This is a genomic window from Cupriavidus sp. 05T313 (assembly GCF_056396665.1).
This window is the reverse complement of the sequence record NZ_JBFTLX010000096.1, coordinates 17908-34097: the sequence shown is the minus strand read 5'-3', so window position 1 is coordinate 34097 and position 16190 is coordinate 17908. Positions and strand designations below refer to the sequence as shown.

At 66.5% G+C, this 16190-nt stretch carries 14 protein-coding genes; 9 read left to right on the top strand and 5 right to left on the bottom strand.

Features of this window, described 5'->3' with window-relative positions; translation table 11 throughout:
* The first annotated feature begins 369 nt into the window (after positions 1-369).
* The 3 genes from AC1DKD_RS20785 (at position 370) to AC1DKD_RS20775 (ending at position 4644) form a co-directional block, all read left to right on the top strand.
* The gene (locus tag AC1DKD_RS20785; protein WP_477111414.1) at positions 370-2424 is read left to right on the top strand and encodes an ATP-binding protein; all 2055 of its coding nucleotides are present in this window, start codon (positions 370-372) and stop codon (positions 2422-2424) included.
* Complete coding sequence (locus tag AC1DKD_RS20780; RefSeq protein ID WP_441626103.1) at positions 2421-4067, top strand: EAL domain-containing protein; 1647 nt, start codon at positions 2421-2423, stop codon at positions 4065-4067. The genes AC1DKD_RS20785 and AC1DKD_RS20780 overlap by 4 nt, the downstream gene beginning before the upstream one ends.
* A gap of 400 nt (positions 4068-4467) precedes the next feature.
* Complete coding sequence (locus tag AC1DKD_RS20775) at positions 4468-4644, top strand: CsbD family protein (protein ID WP_477102853.1); 177 nt, start codon at positions 4468-4470, stop codon at positions 4642-4644.
* Between the two features lie 59 nt (positions 4645-4703).
* Here AC1DKD_RS20775 and AC1DKD_RS20770 read toward each other — a convergent pair whose 3' ends face one another.
* A complete protein-coding gene (locus AC1DKD_RS20770) occupies positions 4704-4886 on the bottom strand; it encodes a hypothetical protein (RefSeq protein WP_035875250.1) in 183 nt (60 codons plus the stop codon).
* 563 nt (positions 4887-5449) lie between these two features.
* On the opposite strand from AC1DKD_RS20770, the gene AC1DKD_RS20765 reads away from it, so the two are divergent.
* Positions 5450-6145 carry a phosphoribosyltransferase gene (locus AC1DKD_RS20765; protein ID WP_441626248.1) on the top strand — a complete coding sequence of 232 codons (696 nt, stop codon included), beginning with the start codon at positions 5450-5452 and terminating at the stop codon, positions 6143-6145.
* Positions 6146-6163: 18 nt separating this feature from the next.
* Here AC1DKD_RS20765 and AC1DKD_RS20760 read toward each other — a convergent pair whose 3' ends face one another.
* The 4 genes from AC1DKD_RS20760 to AC1DKD_RS20745 are packed head-to-tail and all read right to left on the bottom strand — an operon-like array spanning position 6164 to position 9835.
* Positions 6164-6676, bottom strand: coding sequence for a LeuD/DmdB family oxidoreductase small subunit (locus AC1DKD_RS20760; protein ID WP_441626098.1), 513 nt, complete (start codon positions 6674-6676; stop codon positions 6164-6166).
* Positions 6673-7980, bottom strand: a complete 1308-nt coding sequence (locus AC1DKD_RS20755; RefSeq protein ID WP_441626096.1) for a 3-isopropylmalate dehydratase large subunit — start codon at positions 7978-7980, stop codon at positions 6673-6675. The genes AC1DKD_RS20760 and AC1DKD_RS20755 overlap by 4 nt, the downstream gene beginning before the upstream one ends.
* Positions 7977-9005 carry a tripartite tricarboxylate transporter substrate binding protein gene (locus AC1DKD_RS20750; RefSeq protein ID WP_441626094.1) on the bottom strand — a complete coding sequence of 343 codons (1029 nt, stop codon included), beginning with the start codon at positions 9003-9005 and terminating at the stop codon, positions 7977-7979. The genes AC1DKD_RS20755 and AC1DKD_RS20750 overlap by 4 nt, the downstream gene beginning before the upstream one ends.
* A 50-nt stretch (positions 9006-9055) precedes the next feature.
* Complete coding sequence (locus AC1DKD_RS20745) at positions 9056-9835, bottom strand: GntR family transcriptional regulator (protein WP_441626092.1); 780 nt, start codon at positions 9833-9835, stop codon at positions 9056-9058.
* Between the two features lie 660 nt (positions 9836-10495).
* On the opposite strand from AC1DKD_RS20745, the gene AC1DKD_RS20740 reads away from it, so the two are divergent.
* The 5 genes from AC1DKD_RS20740 (at position 10496) to AC1DKD_RS20720 (ending at position 16151) form a co-directional block, all read left to right on the top strand.
* Entirely contained in the window at positions 10496-12004 is a 1509-nt protein-coding gene (locus AC1DKD_RS20740; protein ID WP_441626090.1) for a hypothetical protein, read from the top strand.
* 198 nt (positions 12005-12202) lie between these two features.
* Positions 12203-12658 carry a hypothetical protein gene (locus AC1DKD_RS20735; protein ID WP_441626088.1) on the top strand — a complete coding sequence of 152 codons (456 nt, stop codon included), beginning with the start codon at positions 12203-12205 and terminating at the stop codon, positions 12656-12658.
* Complete coding sequence (locus AC1DKD_RS20730; protein WP_045236394.1) at positions 12655-13350, top strand: C39 family peptidase; 696 nt, start codon at positions 12655-12657, stop codon at positions 13348-13350. The genes AC1DKD_RS20735 and AC1DKD_RS20730 overlap by 4 nt, the downstream gene beginning before the upstream one ends.
* Before the next feature lie 10 nt (positions 13351-13360).
* Positions 13361-14602, top strand: coding sequence for a hypothetical protein (locus tag AC1DKD_RS20725; RefSeq protein WP_441626086.1), 1242 nt, complete (start codon positions 13361-13363; stop codon positions 14600-14602).
* Positions 14603-14708: 106 nt separating this feature from the next.
* Positions 14709-16151: an acetate kinase gene (locus AC1DKD_RS20720; protein ID WP_477102850.1), complete on the top strand. Its 1443-nt coding sequence runs from the start codon at positions 14709-14711 to the stop codon at positions 16149-16151.
* Positions 16152-16190: the final 39 nt, after the last annotated feature.

The window sequence follows — 16190 nt, the reverse complement described above, 5'->3', positions numbered from 1 at the left end:
CAACTGCCGCGGCGCGCCCGGTACGGTCGGGGCGTTACGCATCGTATTGTTTTCATTATTCTTCGTAAAGCTGCCAAAGCGCAACTTAATGCCAGGAAAACACGCAATTATGATAAAGCATCGCTGATCTGTCGAAGGGAATGCCGCGTGATGCAACTGCCCGGCAGCGCCTGGCGTACCGCGACGATAGGCCAGGACGTGCGGACTGGCGCAGCCGAATAGATCATACTGTGAAGCTTCGCCGCGGGCAGGCTGCCATCGGGGCAGCGGCACCGGGGGCGCCGGCCGCACGCGCGGACAGCGGACTAGATGGAAGGCTGCGATTCACGGCTGTGATGAACAATATATTCGTTTTTTGGTAGCTTTCCCATGAGGCTGGAAATCTACCGACAGGCATTGGCAGGCGCGCATCGCTCCGTGGGGGGTCCGTTCTGGTCAAGCCTTGTCATCCTGATCGGCATCTGGGGCGCGCTGTCTGGCTGGGCGCTATGGGATCGCGCAGCCGAGTTGCGGCACGTTCATGCCACTCTGGCGCGCATTGCCGGGCTGCTTGGCGAACATGCCGAACGCACGCTGGCCGAAGCCGACCAGATCGCATCGCTGGTCGGTGGCGTGGTGGTTGAGCGCGGGCCCGTGCTGCCGCTGGCGCAATGGATGCGCAGCGGCTATTTCTCCACCAAACCCTTCCTGGAAGTGTCCGTGCTCGACCGCGAGGGCGGGCTGCGCTCGTCCACCAACGCTAGCTTCGAACCGCTGGACCTGAGCGACCGCCAGTATTTTCGTGTGCACGAGAAACGCGCGCTGCCGACGCTATACGTCGGCGTGCCCCTGGTGGGACGCGTCACCGGGTGCTGGTCCGTGCAACTATCCAGGGGCATCGTAGCCCCGATGACCGGCCACTTCGCCGGCGCGGTAGTGATATCGCTCGATCCGGGCTACTTGTCCGAGGTTTTTTCGCGGGCGGCGCTGGGGCCATCCGGCGTCGTGCTGCTGGCGGGCACCGACGACTTCGTGGTGCGCGCGCGCTGGAGCGAGGACAGTCGCCAGCCTGGCCAGATCCTGATGCCCGGGTCCGACTTGCGCCGGGCGTTGGCCGGTGCGCGCGGCGGCCTCGTCACGGACGCCGGCGGGCGCGCCGACAGCCAGCGCATCTACGCCATCCAGCGCCTGCCAGGCCGCAACCTGGCGGTGCTGGTGGGCATGAGCAGCGAGGTTGCGCTGGCCAGCTATCACCACCGTTTGCGCCTGGTGATCGTGATTGCCGCCGTGGTCACCTTACTCGTGATGTTCTTCCAGGTYAGGCAGTTCTCCGCACTGCACGAGCTTGCGATGCTGGCCGATCGCGAGAGCGTGGTGCGCGACATCCTGGCCGAGAAGAAGCAACACCTGCGCGGTCTGTTCCTGGCCATGCCGGACGGGGTGGCCGTCTTTGGCCACGATCGCGTGATCGACGAGACCAATACCGCGCTATGCGAACTGCTTGGGGTGTCGTTGCCGCAACTGCGCGGCGCCACCCAGCGCGAGTTCGTCCACTGGCTTTACCGGGGCCGGCGGCCGGCGGGGCAGGCATGCCATGCCGAACAACTCCTGGCTGAACTGGACCGGGCCCATCCAGGCGGCGAGTTCGCAGGCATTGTCGAGTTCGACATGGCGGTGTCGCCCGCCTACGAGGTGCGCATCGTGCATGCCGCCAGCGGCGGCGGCCTGGTGCTGGTGCTGCGCGACGTCACGTCGCAACTACGCCACGATCGCATGAAATCGCATTTCGTCTCGGCGGCGGCGCACGAACTCAAGGGGCCGGTGGCGGGCATCGCCGGCTACGCCGAGCTGCTGAGCGCCGGTGTCGTGGCGCCGGATCGGCGCAGCGGCATCTACCACGCCATCCATGCCCGGGCCAGGCAGCTCAATGCCCTGCTGTCCGACCTGCTCGACCTGGCCCGCATCGAAGCCCGCAGCAGAGGCTTGCTGGAGCGCGAGCGCGTGGAGGTGGCCGCGCTTGTGCGCGAGACTGTGGCGGCCGAGTTCGCCGAGCAGGGCAGGGTGCATGTGATCGCTGCCAACGCGCCGCTTCATGTACTGGCGGACCGCGCGCAATTGACGCAGGCGGTGCGTAACCTCATTGAGAACGCGCTGAAGTATTCTGACGGCAAAGAAGAAGTCACTGTCACCGTCGCACCGCTGGCGCAAGGGCAGGACAAGGTGTCGGTTCGGGTCGAGGATCGAGGTATCGGCATGACGAAGGAAGAAGCCGGATTGGCGTTCGACAATTTTTACCGGGCCAACCGGCAGGGAAATACAACGGGGAACGGCCTGGGCCTGGCGATCGTGCGGGAAATCGTGGCCGTGCATCAGGGTCAGATCACGCTGAGCAGCGAACTGGGCAAGGGCACCGTGGTCACTCTCAGCCTGCCGGCGGCAACATGAGGCGCTGGCTGTGGGGCGAACCTGGCCAGTCGGCAGGACGCCGGGCCGCTTTGCTGGCGGCATTGCTGGGCGCCTGCCTGGCGCTATGGCTGATCGCGCTGCTGGCTGCGCACGATGCCCGCGAACGCGTGGCGGGAGTGTCCTCGGCGGTGCGCGACAACCTTGAGTTTGCGCTTGCCGATACGCTTGGCGTCGCCTATCAGGATCGTGCGCTGGTGGGCGCGCCCTGCCACAGCGTGGCGCGCCAGTTGCAGGAGCAGGGCGCCTATACCGCCTATGTCCGCGACGTCGTGCTGGTGTCGCGCGGCATGCGCTATTGCTCGGCTGTGCAGGGTGAGATCGCGGTGCCGCTGAGTGAGCTGCTGAACTGGCAGCCCGGCCTGCAATACCGGCTCGCCAGACCCTATCGCGGCAGCAACACGGCCCTGGCGGTGTTCTTTGGTACTGCTCCCGGCAACGGCGTGCTGGTCTGGGTGGAAGGACGCTACCTGGCCGACATGGTGCATTCGGCCGGCAAGCTGGGGTTTCCCGATATCGCGATCGAGGTGGCGGGCACGCGCTTCATGCTCAACGCCGGCGATCCCGCGGCGGGTGAGGCGGCCGCGGCAGCCGGCGCGCCAACGCTGGTCAGGCGGGATGCCGCGCAGGCAGCCGCGCGCGGTATCGTCGATATCCGGCGACTGGAGGGACACCCGATCGCCGTGATCGCCAGCGCGTCGCGCAGTCTTGTGCTGCATGAGAGCCTCAAATACCTGGTGCTGCTACCGCTGACCGCCGGCTTTGCCGCGCTGGCGGTGTTTGCGCTGCATTCGCGCCGCGCGGCGCGCCGCTCCTTCGCCGCGGAGTTGCGGCGCGGGCTGCGCCGCGGTGAATTCATCCCCTATTACCAGCCAGTGGTCGATCTCGAAAGCAGGCTGTGCACGGGGGTGGAAGTATTGGCGCGCTGGGAACACCCGCGGCGCGGCCTGCTTGAGCCGGAGCAATTCATCCCGGCGATCGAGCAACAGCGCCTGGCGGTTGCGCTGACCCTGGACCTGATTCCCCGCGTCCTGCGCGACCTCGAGTCGCTTGTGTTGCCCCCGGCCTTCCATCTCGCGTTCAACATCACCAACGAGCATTTCGACGATGTGGGCTTCTGGGCCGACGATGCGCCGCTGTTCGCGCTGCTGCGCGCCAATATCACCCCGGTGCTGGAAATCACCGAACGCGATGCGGTTTCGCTGGTGGAGCATCAGCGCAGCGCGATCCAGCGTGCCAAGGCACGCGGCATCAAGCTGGCCGTGGACGACTTCGGCACCGGCTACTGCGGCCTGGCGTACTTCAAGCAGTTCGAAGTGGATTTCCTCAAGCTCGACCGCATCTTTGTGCAAGCCGATCAGGACGACAAGGTCAGTGGCCAGATTGTMGACGTCACCCTCAACTTTGCCCATGCGCTTGACCTTGCGGTCGTGGCCGAAGGCATCGAGTGCGAGGCACAGCGCGCGCAACTGGCCGGCAAGGGCGTGCGCCTGGGGCAAGGCTATTACTTCGCGCGGCCGATGACGCTGGCTGCGCTGCGCGACTGGCTGCCGGCGCACCTGGAACGCGTCACGCCGCCACCAGGCCCGCGTGGCGAGGTATTGGGCGTGGCGGAACGCACGTGATCTGGCACCGGCAGACTATTTTTAGTGCAAATATGAAACATATTGCATACCAACAAATGATAAAAATGATATAGAATTCGGGCATAGCCTCACTTCCCCGTCGGGCTATGCGACTCCCTGCCGGAATCCCCTTGCCGGCCAGTGCCTCGCGTCGCAACGCGAGGCGCTCTTTTCCTCTTTCCTCTTCCCTCTTTTCATTTCCAGGCGATTGCCTGATGGATGGGCACTCGTCCTACATGGCATACAGCCACCGCCTGACAGGCGACGGGGCTGCGGTTGCCTAAGCTGGTACCAGCGCCCCCTGGTCCATGCATGTGGACGCGGCGCGGGCACGGCAGCCAGCCTTAGTCCGATGCCTGGGGGCGGCTTAATCCCGTATCGTCGCTAACCGGAGCCGACAATGAACAAGGATCAAGTGAAGGGCCGTATCGAGGAAGCCAAGGGCAAGATGAAGGAGGTCGCCGGAAAGGTGACGGGCAGCGCCACTACCGAGGTCAAGGGCAAGGCGCAGCAGATAGCCGGCAAGACGCAGGCCGCTTACGGTGACGCCAAGGAAGATGCCAAGCGTACCCGCTGATACCGGGAGTCCGCGCCTGCCGGGCCGGGCAGGTCGCCCGGCCCGGGGCACAGCCGGGCTTAACTAAAACACTCGTTGTAGTAGCGCGTGAAGGTGCCGGCCGGGCGGAAGGTATATGGCAGTTCGGCCAGCGCCGCGGCATCAAGCGAGCCGAAAGGGATGTCGAGGCCAAGACTGCTCGCATCCGTGGCGGCGTGATCCGTGCGTTGGGTTTCGTGACTGGATTTGTGGTGCGTGCTCATGTGCGTTCTCGCTGATCCTGGCTGTCCTGACTGTCGCGCCGCGCGGTAAACAACCGGCATGGCTGGCGCTGGTGAAATGGCGAGCCGGCTGGCTGCCATCGTTGCGAGCCATCTTATCCAGATGCGCGCGAAAGAAAATCCAGGCCCGGCAAAATACACTGTTGCGGAATCGCGCCCAATCGCACCCTCCCACGGGCCAGCGGGGACGCTGGCATCACGTGGCGCGCCTTCGCGGCGTCCGTGATGTGACCGTGGTGCCTTTTCCGTCCCACGCGCCGTTTCCCCGTGCTGCGATTGTTTGCCGAGGCAAAGGTGCGCTCCTCGCCCTTCGCCGCCAAGGCGGACGCCAGGCCGCACCCGGGGCGATGTCAGCGTCGTGCGCGGTATCGCTGGACACCTCGCCGGACACCTCGATTCGCCCGCCTTCTCCGTCTATATTTGGCTAGGGCACGCCACTGCCGCGCTGCCCCGAAGCCGTGCGCCGCGGGTAGCGTTGCCACGGCACTGGCCTGCCGCAACCCGGCCCGACCGACTCACTGCAGGAGCCAGCCATGTCCAGCGTTATGCCGTTGCCGCCATGCTTTGCCGATCGCCGCGAAGCCGGGATCTTCCTTGGCCGGCACCTGGCGGGGCTCGGATTTGGCGCCGCCGCGCAGTGCGAGCCGCCGCTGGTGCTGGCCCTGCCGCGCGGCGGCGTGCCTGTCGCCTTCGAGGTGGCTCTCATCCTGGAAGGGCGGCTCGATATCCTGCTGGTGCGCAAGATCGGCGCGCCCGGCTACCCGGAACTGGCACTGGGTGCCGTGGTGGAGGGCGACGCCGCCGGTAACGCTCCATATACCGTGGCCAACGACGACCGCTGGACACGACGCGCCCTCGATAGCGGCACCTTCGACGCCGAGCGCGGGCGCCAGCTCGACGAGATCGCGCGCCGGCAGCAACGCTATCGCGGCGGCGCGAGCGTGCCTGCCCTGGCCGGCCATACCGTGATCGTGGTGGACGATGGCGTGGCCACCGGCGCGACCATGCGCGCAGCGCTGGAAGGTGTGCGCCGCGCGGGCGCGAAGCAGGTGGTGGCCGCGGTGCCGGTTGCCTCGGAGGAAGGCCTGGACAGCCTGCGCGCGGCGGCGGACCAGGTGGTCTGCCTGAACGTGCCGGCCAGCTTTGGCGCCGTGAGCGCTTTCTACCTGGATTTCCGCCAGACCACGGATGAGGAAGTCATGGCCTTGCTGCGCCAGTGCGCCTGCGGGCGCCCGGCGTGAACCCGGGCCGCCGGCGGCTCAACGCTGCGCCGCCAGCCTGGCCTTCAGGTGCGGCACCAGCCCGCCGGCCCGCAGCAGGGTACGCAGGAAATCGGGAATCGGTTCGCACGCCACGCGGCTGCCGTCGGGCAGCAGCAGGCAAGCCCCGTCCAGCTCGAGCCGCGCCAGCCCTCCATCCACCAGCCGCGTGGTGTCGGGGCAGGTCAGCACCGGCAGGCCGAGGTTGATGGCATTGCGGTAGAACAGGCCGGCAAAGGACGGCGCGATCACCGCGGCCAGGCCAAGCTCGCGCAGCGCCTGCGGCGCCTGCTCGCGCGAGGAACCCACGCCGAAATTGCGCCCGGCCACCAGCAGGTCGCCGGGGCGCGCCATGGCCGGAAACTCGGGACGCAGCCCGGCCAGGCAATGACGGGCGATCTCCTTGACGCCCCCCTTCATATGGATACCGGGCGCCATCTGGTCGGTATCGACGTTGTCGCCAAAGCGCCAGATGCGGCCACCGGGCAGGGGCGGGACGGGTACCGGACTCATGGCAACAATGCTCGCGGGTCGGAGATGCTGCCGGTGACGGCGGATGCCGCCACGGTCAGCGGCGAAGCCAGCCAGACCGCGCTGCCGCTGTCGCCCATGCGGCCGGCAAAATTGCGCGCGGTGGAGGCAATGGCGCGGCTGTTGGCCGGGAAGCGGGACGGGCCATAGCCCGCGCACGCGTTGCATGCATTGGGCAGCAATTGCGCACCGGCATCCAGCAGGATGGCCAGCGTGCCCTCGCGCTCGGCCTGGCGCTGGTCGCGCAGCGAGGCGGGCGCCAGTTGCAGGCTCACGCCGGGCGCCACGCGCCGGCCACGCAGCACGCTGGCGGCCATGCGCATGTCTTCCAGTTTGGCGCCGGTGCAAGCGCCCAGGTAGGCGATGTCCACGGGCTGTCCGGCAGCCTGGCCGACGGGGCCGGTGTTGGCCGGCGAATGCGGCGCGGCCACCTGCGGCTCCAGCGCGGCCGCGTCGAAGCGGTGGCTGGCCAGCACGGCGGCTCCGGGCTCGGTGCGCCAGTGCGCAAGCGCGATGGCGTCGAGCGTGGCGGCGGGCACCCCCGCTTCCGCCAGCCAGGCCATCGTGGTGGCATCCGGTGCGATCAGGCCGGTCTGCGCGCCGAGTTCCGCACTCATATTGGTCAGCGTCATGCGCTCCTGCATGGGCAGCGCCGCCACGGCCGTGCCGGTGTATTCGATCGCCTCGTAGCGGCCGCCGTCGAGTCCAAGCTGGCCGCACAGGAACAGCATGATGTCCTTGGCGCAGACGCCGTCGCCAAGCTTGCCGTCCCATTGCAGGCGGATAGTGTGCGGCACGCGCAGCCAGATCTCGCCCGTGGCCACCACGCCCGCCATCTCGGTGGCGCCAATGCCGAACATATAGGCACCGAAGGCGCCGCCGGTCGGGCTATGGCTGTCGCCGCCCACGATGAAGCGTCCCGGCAGCACGTGGCCATGCTCAGGCAGCACCACGTGGCAGATGCCCTCGCCGTCGATGAAATGGGGAAGGCGCGCCTCGCCCACCCAGTCGCGGGTGAAGCGGACGATCGCCTCGGCCTCGGGATCGGCCGCGGGCAGGTAGTGGTCGGTCACTATGACATAGCGCTCCGGATCCCAGACCTTCGCCCCCAGCTCGCGCAGCAGCGGCGCCACCCGGCGCGGGCCGCTCGAATCGTGCGACATGGCAAGGTCGACCCGGCATGTCACCACCGTGCCCGGCGTGACCGCATCGAGCCCGGCAGCCCGCGCAACCAGCTTCTGCGCCAGCGTGGCGGGTGCGTGGGCGGGCCCGGCTAGCGGCTTCATTCCGGCGTGGCTCCCGAATATTTGACCACCTTGGCCCAGTGCTTCACGTCATTGCGCACGAAGGCGGCAAAGGCTTCCGGCGGATTGCCGACCGGCTGCGCGCCGTCGGTCTCCAGGCGCTTGCGCACCGCGGGTGTGTCGAGACCCTTGCGGGCGGCCTGGTAAAGCGCCTGCAGCACGTCGGGCGTAAGGCCGGCGGGGCCGAACAGGCCAAACCAGGCGCTCGACTCGAATCCCTTGACGGTGGCACCGATCGGCGCCACGCCGGGGAACTGCGGCAGCGGCGCGGCGCTGGTCACGCCCAGCACCTTGAGCTTGCCGGTCTTGACATGCGGCAGCACATTGAAGGTACTTGCGAACATCAGGTCGACATGGCCAGATAGCAGGTCGGTGATGGCGGGCGCGGTGCCCTTGTAAGGAATGTTGACGATATAGGTGCCAGTCATCATCTTGAACATGTCGCCAGCCAGGTGAACCGACGAACCCACCGAGCCGATCGCAAAGTTCAGCTTGCCGGGTTTGCTCCTGGCCAGCTGGATCAGTTCCGGGATGTTGTTGGCAGGCAGGCTGGGCGTGGCCACCAGTACGCTCGGGACGGTGGCCACCATCGTGATCGGCGTGAAATCCTGGATCGGGTCGAAGGGCAGCTTCTTGTACAGCGTGGCGTTGATGGTGTGGCTGGTGAAGCTCATCAGCAGGGTGGTGCCGTCGGGCGCGCTCTTGGCCACCTGGTCGGCGGCGATATTGCCGCCCGCACCCGGGCGATTCTCCACCACCACGGACTGATCCAGTTCGCGGGACATCTCCTGGGCGATGGTGCGCGCCAGCGTATCCGTGGTGCCCCCGGCGGGCGCCCCCACCAGGATGCGGATGGGTTTGCCGCCGGCGATCTCGGCGCGCGCTACCGGCGCGTGCGCTAGCAGCGCAACACTGACGGCGGCGCCAAGCAGGCCGTACATCGCCTTGCGGCGCGAGGGGGTGGCAAGCGCATGGGAGAAAGGTCGGCCCGTGCTGGGAGCAGGCATCGCGGTTTCCTTCTGGAAAGATCGTGAGCGTGCAGTATCGCTCGCTTTTCTTACTCGCGCAGCCCTGTTCGCGCTTCGCTTTCCACCCAGACATTGGCGCTGTCGCCGCCCGCGGGGGAGAGCTCCATGCGGTATTCATAGCGGTCCGGCCGGTATTGGCCGAGCAGGAACTGCACCGGGCGGCCAGCCTTGTCCAGCACCACGCGGCGCACCGCCAGCAGCGCGCCGCCCACGGGCACGTCAAGCAATGGCGCTACCACCACGTCGGCCAGCCGGGCCGACAGCGTCTGGCTGGCGCGCCCCAGCTGCACGCCCGAGCCTTCGAGCAGGCGCAGCATCGGCGTGCTTTCGAGATCCTTGCGATTGAGGCCGCGCCCCAGGTCGGCCGGAAGATAGGTGGTGATATGCGATAGCGGGCGGCTGCCATAGTGGCGCACGCGCACCACCTTGACCACCGGGTCGCCTGGTTGCAGCCCGAGCGCGTCGGCGACTTCCGGGGTGGCGTGGACGTCGTCGATCGATATCACCTTGACCGAGGTTTTCTGCCCCATGTCGATGATGTTGTCGAGCAGGCTGCCGGGGCGGTCGCCGACCGTAACCGGCTTGATCGGGTGCGGATTGACGAATGTGCCTAGGCCGCGATGGCGGCGTACCAGGCCTTCCTGCACCAGGCGGTCGAAGACGCGGCGCATGGTCACGCGCGATGCGTGAAACTGCTTGGCGAGGTCGATTTCGCCCGGCAAAGGGCCTTGACCGAAACGGCCTTCCACAATCTGTTGGCGTAGTACCACGTAAATCTGGTGATACAGGGGAACGACGGCTTCACTCATGGTTTCCCTTGCGAATAGGTGACAAGTCTCAGATAGCCTTAATGTACTTTAAATCAGACATAGAGCCTAGTCATGTCGCCAGTTGTGCGTTATTCGATCCCCGAATGGCCCTGGGGCGTTGCGTGCATGCAGCGGATATGCAGCATTCGGCGTGTTGATCCCTCGCAATGTCTTCTTTCCACCGCGCCGGGGCGGACGCGCGGGGCTATCACGCAGCGTCTCATCCGAAGTAGGGAACGTGGCGACGAGCGACGACCAGTGCACCGGCGGGACGTGTGTTTCACTCGTGATACAGCATGGGCAACCTAGGGTTTTCCTTGGGAACCGCGCTAAAGGCCTGATAGCAGGCGGAGTTTTCGCTGCCATGGGGAACTCTCTGCCATGTAGCGCGTCGGGCCTTGTCACAGCCATGTGACATGTCGTGTGCGGTTCACAGCGGCGGCACCGCCGCGCGTCCTCTGCAAGCCAGATAAAGGTTGAGGGCATGCCTTTGTAGCCCTTGTATTGCAAGGGTTTACAAGTTTGAGACATTTGCCTGGCACCGATTATGCGGAAAGAGAGGCTGGTTTGGCCGAGTGCCGGACCCGGGCCTCCAGCCATCGTTCTCCCCGAGCGCTGGCGAGAGGCTGAGCCGCTGTGAAATTCTCCTGGGAGCTTTGTATGAAAAAGACCTTACTTGCGTCGGCGATTGCTTTGGCCCTTGGGGCAGGCGGTCAGGCGATGGCTAACCCGACGAACAACAATGGCGAGGAAACGCGCAGTACCACGCAGACAGCCACTGCAACTTCCACCCAGTCCGGCGGCGGCGCGGCGGCGAACGAAAACTCATCGGCCTCGCAAGACAACAGCTATCACTCGAGGACATCCACCAAAACTTCTACCAGGAACACCACCAATACCACAACCAAGAACAACGCCGATAACCGGGGCCGGGTCACTTTCGATGAAGGCTATGGCAATGCCGGCGCGAACAACGGCGGCACGGCCAACGCCGCTTTCACCAACTCCTTCAATACCAGCAAGGCAATTGCCATCAGCAAGCTCTCGGGCTCGGTGAGCGGCATTTCGATTGGCAACATCGGCAATGTCGCCACCAACAACGGTAACGCCAATGGCGGCGCCGGTGGCAAGGGCGGTTCCGGTCATGGCGGCGCCGGCTACGGTGGCTCTGGCGGCAACGGTGGCAACAGCGGCAACGGCGGCAGCGGCGGTAGCGGCGGTTCCGCTAGCAACGGTAGCGCCACCGCGGGTGCTGCCAGCAACGGCAGCGCCAATGCTGGTGACGGCGGCAATGGCGGCAAGGCCATCGGCTGGGCCGGAGACGGCGGCAACGGCAAGGGCTCTGGCGGCGATGCGCTTAGCGCCAGCGTCGGCGTGGGTGCCCGCGGCGGCAGTGCCAAGGGCTCCGGCGGCGACTCGCTGGGTGCCAGCCTCGCAGGCTCCGGCAAGGGCGGCAGCGCAGGTGCCGCCGGCGGTAGCGCCGGCAGCCTGAGTGCCGGCAAGGGCGGCAGCAGCGGATCGGCTGCCGGCAGCGGCGGCAACGGTGGCCGCTGGGGCTTTGGCGCCGGTGGCGGCGGTGGCAGTAGCACGGCAGGTGCAGGCGGTGCCGGCACTGGCGGCACGACCACAGCCACGGCAGGCGCAGGTACCGCGACCGGCGGTGCAGGCGGTGCGGCGACATCCGGCGCATCCAGCCCGACCGGCGGTGCCGGTACCGGGCTTGGCGGTGCAGGTGGTGCGGGCACAGGCGGCGCGGCAACGGCTTCCGGCGGCGCAGGCACCGGCACGGGTGGCGCGGGTGGTACCCAAACCAGCCTGGCCGGTAGCGGCGGCGGCGGCGGCAGCGCAGCCAACGGCAGTGCTACCACCCAGGCCACCAACGGCAGCGCAACGGCAGGCGCTGGCGCGGTTGGCGCGGCTTCCGGCGCCGGTGGCGCTGGCGGCGTGGGCAATGGCGGCACTGGCGGTACCGGCAATGGCGCAGTGGGTGGAGCTGGCGGCGCCGGCGGCACCAACTACGTCGATGCTGGCACCTTCAATATGTCCAACACCATGACCAGCGTCGGTCAGTCGGCAGCGGGCATCATGATCGCCAACCAAAACAGCGGCTTCGCTTCGCTGGTGCAACAAAGCGTCAACGTCCAGGCCAACCTGGCGGTCGGCAAGTAAGGCGCGTGCGTGGTGGTGGCGTGCGCTGCGGGTGGATGGCCCGCGCGCACGTCCCGCCGGCACAGCTTGACTCCGGCAACTCAGGGCATCCCGGCGCATCGTGCGCTGCCGGGGTGCCCATTCGACGAAGCGTCCACTCGCTTCCGGTGTGATCGTCTGGATGGGGACGGCACGCAAGAGGCTGAAGGAGACACCAACATGCGATCGGTCCGCTCCGCTGTCACCCTGGTCACGACAGCAATCCTGGTCTGGCCTGGCCTGCAAGCCTTTGCCGGGCCGCAGCCCGCCGGGCCATCAGCCGCAGTGCCTGCGGCCAACACCGGAACCGCCATGAACACCAGCGCGGCGGCGCCGGATCAGACTCCCGCTGCCGTGGTGGGTGGCGCTCGGCGCGGCATCTTTGCCGATCTCGGCAAACCCGTCGCCAGCGACAAGCTCGAAGGTATCCGCGGCGGATCCGAACTGGTGGTCAACGACATGCGCCTCGGCGGCACCGTGGCGGATAACAGCGTGAACCGCATGATCAGCGGCTCCAACAGCATTGCCGAAGGCTCTTTCGCCAGCGCCGCGGGTCTGCCCACTGTCATCCAGAACTCGGGCGCCAACGTGCTGATCCAGAACGCTACCATCGTCAATATCCAGTTCAAGCCATGATGCTGCGAAAGCTGCTTCTGCAGGCTACGCTCTTGCTGGCTTCGGCCGGCGTGTCCGTGGCGTGGGCCGACTACATATACGTGCCAGGCGATGGCGGAAACTACTACAACGTGCGGGTGACCAGCCTCAAGGAGGCACGGTACAAGACCACCATCCGCCAGCAATACGACTTCAGTTGCGGCTCTGCCGCGGTAGCAACGCTGCTCACTTACCAGTATGGCTTTCCGGTCAGTGAGCAGACGGTGTTCCAGAACATGTATGTCAACGGCGACCAGGCCAAGATCCGGCAGGAGGGGTTCTCGCTGCTGGACATGAAGCGCTTCCTGGAGTCGCGCGGCTTTCTTGCCGATGGCTATGAATTGCCCCTGTCCAAGCTGGAGGAAACCCAGATCCCCGCCATCGTACTGGTGGTGGAGAACGGGTATCACCATTTTGTCGTGGTCAAGGGGGTGCACGGCGACCGTGTGCTGGTCGGCGACCCGGCGCTTGGCACGCGCGCGCTGTCGCGTGAGCACTTTGAGCGGATCTGGGACAGCCAGTTGCTGTTCGTCATCCACAACCGCGAGGAATCCGCTCGCTTCAACCTGGCGGCCGACTGGCGTGTAGCGCCGAGCGGCCCTTATTCGATGGGTATCAACCGGGATAGTCTGTTCTTCACCGTCATGCCTTCGCATGGCGGTAGCGACTTCTAAGGAACGTACCATGTTCCAGACATCCTCAAAGTCCGCGCAGCATCGCCGCAGTAGCGCCGGTTCGGCCACTGCCGTCATGTTGCTCGGCGCGGGCCTTGCCTGCGCCGGGCCGGTGCGGGCCGACGAAGGCACGGGGATCGAGGCGCTCGGCACGCTCGGTGCGACCGACCCTGCCGGCTTCACGGCACCGCCCGCAATGCAGGCGGAAACCCACAACCCTTACCTGGCTGCGGCACTTGGCAGCATGGCCGGCCGGACGCCGGTCTCGCAAGACCCCCTCGCCGTGGCGGAGCCGGCTGACCGTCCGGCAGATGGCCGCGCCACCCTCGGCGCGGCCGATGCCCCCGATGCTGCCGACTTGGCGCCGCCGGTGGAGCGGCAGGCCGAAACCGGCAATCCCGTCCTGGCCGCCGCCAGCGCGCCTCGCCGGCTTGCGGTACGCAGCAGCGCGGGCGCGCCGAAGCCGGTAGCGTCGGAACGGCTGGAAGACCTGCGGGGCGGTTTCGCCGCCGCGAGCCAGTCGCCAGATGCAGCCGGCGCCGCTGCCCCGGCAACGCCTGCCGTGACGCTGGCGGCTGTCGGAACATCGCCCACACATGCCGCGCGCAGCACCATGGCGAGTTGGAAGCCGGTCGCGCAAGAGCGGCTTGACGATTTGCGTGGCGGGTTCGACGTGGGCGCCGGCTTGCAAGTTTCGTTCGGTATCGAACGCGCCGTGTACATCAACGGTGCCCTGGTGGTGGCAACCAGCCTTACTATTCCCGATGTGAGCCGCATCACCGCCGACCAGGCCAGCCGCCTGGCCACGGCGCTCGGTGGGGCTGCAGGTGCGGCGGCCATGGCCAGCGCAGCCGTGAACAACGCGCTGGCCGGCAACCCGGTAACCGCGACCGGCGCGAATGGCAGCAGCAGCACGGGAAGCAGCAGTAGCAGTACAGGCACCAGCGCCAGCGCGACCGGCAGTCCGGGCGCATCGGTGACCAGCCTGCCTGCCACGGCGATAGCGGCGGGTGGCGCCGTGGTGACAACCAACGGCGCACTAAGCCTGATACAAAACGGGCCGGGCAATAGCGTCGCCTCCAGCATGCTGGCAGGCACACCTGCCACGGTGATTCAAAACTCGCTGAACAACCAGTCGATCCAGAACCTGGTGACCATCAATGCAGGCGTGAACACCCTGCAGGCATTCCGCGCCCAGGTGGCTAATTCAGCATTGAACAGTGCATTGCAGAGTGCCGCGAGCCGGCACTGAATACCTGCAGGCGATTGGTAGTACGTGCAACGAGAGGGGCAGTATGCGTTAAGCAGGTTGCGGACTCCTGTACGAAGCAGTCCGCCGTCCGGGGGAGGAAGGCGAAATGAATAAAAAGTCGCTGCGCGGCATCCGGCAGGCAGGGTGCTCGACATTGCTGTTGCTGGGCGGGATGGCACACGGCCAGACCCCGCCTGACGAGGGACCAACGGCGGCGAAGCTGGATGCGCTCAAGCGCGAGGTGACAGAGCAGGCCGCGACACTGGAGCAGATGAAGCGGGCAATGGCGGAACAAGAGGCCACCATCCGCGAGTTGCGCAGTGTGCTGGGTCCCGAAGTGCTGGCGAGAAAGCGCGGCGGCCAGCGCGCGCCAGGCACCGGCGGCGTGACACCCGGCGACACCGCCACCAATGCCGCGGCGGCCGCCGCCGGCGCGGCAGGCACGCAAGCCCTGCCTAATACCGCCAATGTGCCGCAGGAAGGCGCCACGCAGGCGCAGCAAGGCGCAACGCCGGCACAGCCAGCAGCCGACAGCCAGGTTGCGCAGGCCGGCGACGAGCAGCCGGTGGGCAAACCGCCCGAGGCCGACACCGCTCCACCTGCGATTGCACCGATTTTCGACCAGCCTGGCGTACTCACGCCCGCGGGCAAGTTCGTGCTCGAGCCGAGCTTTCAGTATGGCTATTCGTCGAACAACCGTGTGGCGCTGGTCGGCTACACGATCATTCCCGCCATCCTGATCGGGCTGATCGATGTCCGCGAGGTCAAGACCTCAACCTATATCGAGCAGGCTGCGCTGCGCTATGGCGTGACCAAGCGGCTCGAACTCGAGGTCAAGGTGCCCTACGTGCAGACCTCGGGCTCCACCATCAGCCGCGAAGTCTTTACCGGCACAGCGGTCGACAACGTCTTTAATGCCAGTGGCCAGGGCCTGGGCGACGTGGAAGCCACCGTGCGCTACCAGCTCAACTACGGCAACGAGAAAATGCCGTACTTCATCGGCTGGCTGCGCTACAAGTCCAATACCGGCAAAAGCCCCTTCGACGTCGTGACCGACTGCGTGACACGTTGCGTGGGCAATACAACCGGCACGGGCTTGCCGCTCGGGCTGCCCACCGGCACCGGCTTCCAGGCGATACAGCCGGGCATTACGTGGCTGCTGCCCACGGATCCGGCGGTGTTCTTCGGTACCTTCAGCTACCTGCACAACTTCGCGCGGGACAATGTCAGCCGCACCGTGCTCAACGGGCAGCAGGAGAATCTCGGCAAGATCGCGCCGGGCGATATCTTTGGCTTTAACTTCGGCATGGGCCTGTCGCTCAACGAGCATGCGTCGTTCAGTATCGGCTACGACCAGAGCATCATCTGGCCGACCAAGCAAAATGGCCAGACCGTGCCCGGCTCGGTGCGCATCACGCAGGGCACCTTGCTGGTGGGTTATTCGTATCGCTTCAACAGCCGCTATACGCTGAATGTATCGGTCGGCGCGGGACTGACGCGCGATACCCCGGATCTGCAGGTCACGGTGCGCCTGCCAATCACTTTCTGAGGGCTGGTGACATGCGCGAATTCGACGGATGAGACGCCA

Bases quoted from the DNA above. Each gene is read 5' to 3' on its own strand.
- AC1DKD_RS20775 (WP_477102853.1), top strand. From the start codon at position 4,468: ATGAACAAGGATCAAGTGAAGGGCCGTATCGAGGAAGCCAAGGGCAAG.
- AC1DKD_RS20770 (WP_035875250.1), bottom strand. From the start codon at position 4,886: ATGAGCACGCACCACAAATCCAGTCACGAAACCCAACGCACGGATCAC.
- AC1DKD_RS20765 (WP_441626248.1), top strand. From the start codon at position 5,450: ATGCCGTTGCCGCCATGCTTTGCCGATCGCCGCGAAGCCGGGATCTTC.
- AC1DKD_RS20760 (WP_441626098.1), bottom strand. From the start codon at position 6,676: ATGAGTCCGGTACCCGTCCCGCCCCTGCCCGGTGGCCGCATCTGGCGC.
- AC1DKD_RS20755 (WP_441626096.1), bottom strand. From the start codon at position 7,980: ATGAAGCCGCTAGCCGGGCCCGCCCACGCACCCGCCACGCTGGCGCAG.
- AC1DKD_RS20750 (WP_441626094.1), bottom strand. From the start codon at position 9,005: ATGCCTGCTCCCAGCACGGGCCGACCTTTCTCCCATGCGCTTGCCACC.
- AC1DKD_RS20745 (WP_441626092.1), bottom strand. From the start codon at position 9,835: ATGAGTGAAGCCGTCGTTCCCCTGTATCACCAGATTTACGTGGTACTA.
- AC1DKD_RS20740 (WP_441626090.1), top strand. From the start codon at position 10,496: ATGAAAAAGACCTTACTTGCGTCGGCGATTGCTTTGGCCCTTGGGGCA.
- AC1DKD_RS20735 (WP_441626088.1), top strand. From the start codon at position 12,203: ATGCGATCGGTCCGCTCCGCTGTCACCCTGGTCACGACAGCAATCCTG.
- AC1DKD_RS20730 (WP_045236394.1), top strand. From the start codon at position 12,655: ATGATGCTGCGAAAGCTGCTTCTGCAGGCTACGCTCTTGCTGGCTTCG.
- AC1DKD_RS20725 (WP_441626086.1), top strand. From the start codon at position 13,361: ATGTTCCAGACATCCTCAAAGTCCGCGCAGCATCGCCGCAGTAGCGCC.
- AC1DKD_RS20720 (WP_477102850.1), top strand. From the start codon at position 14,709: ATGAATAAAAAGTCGCTGCGCGGCATCCGGCAGGCAGGGTGCTCGACA.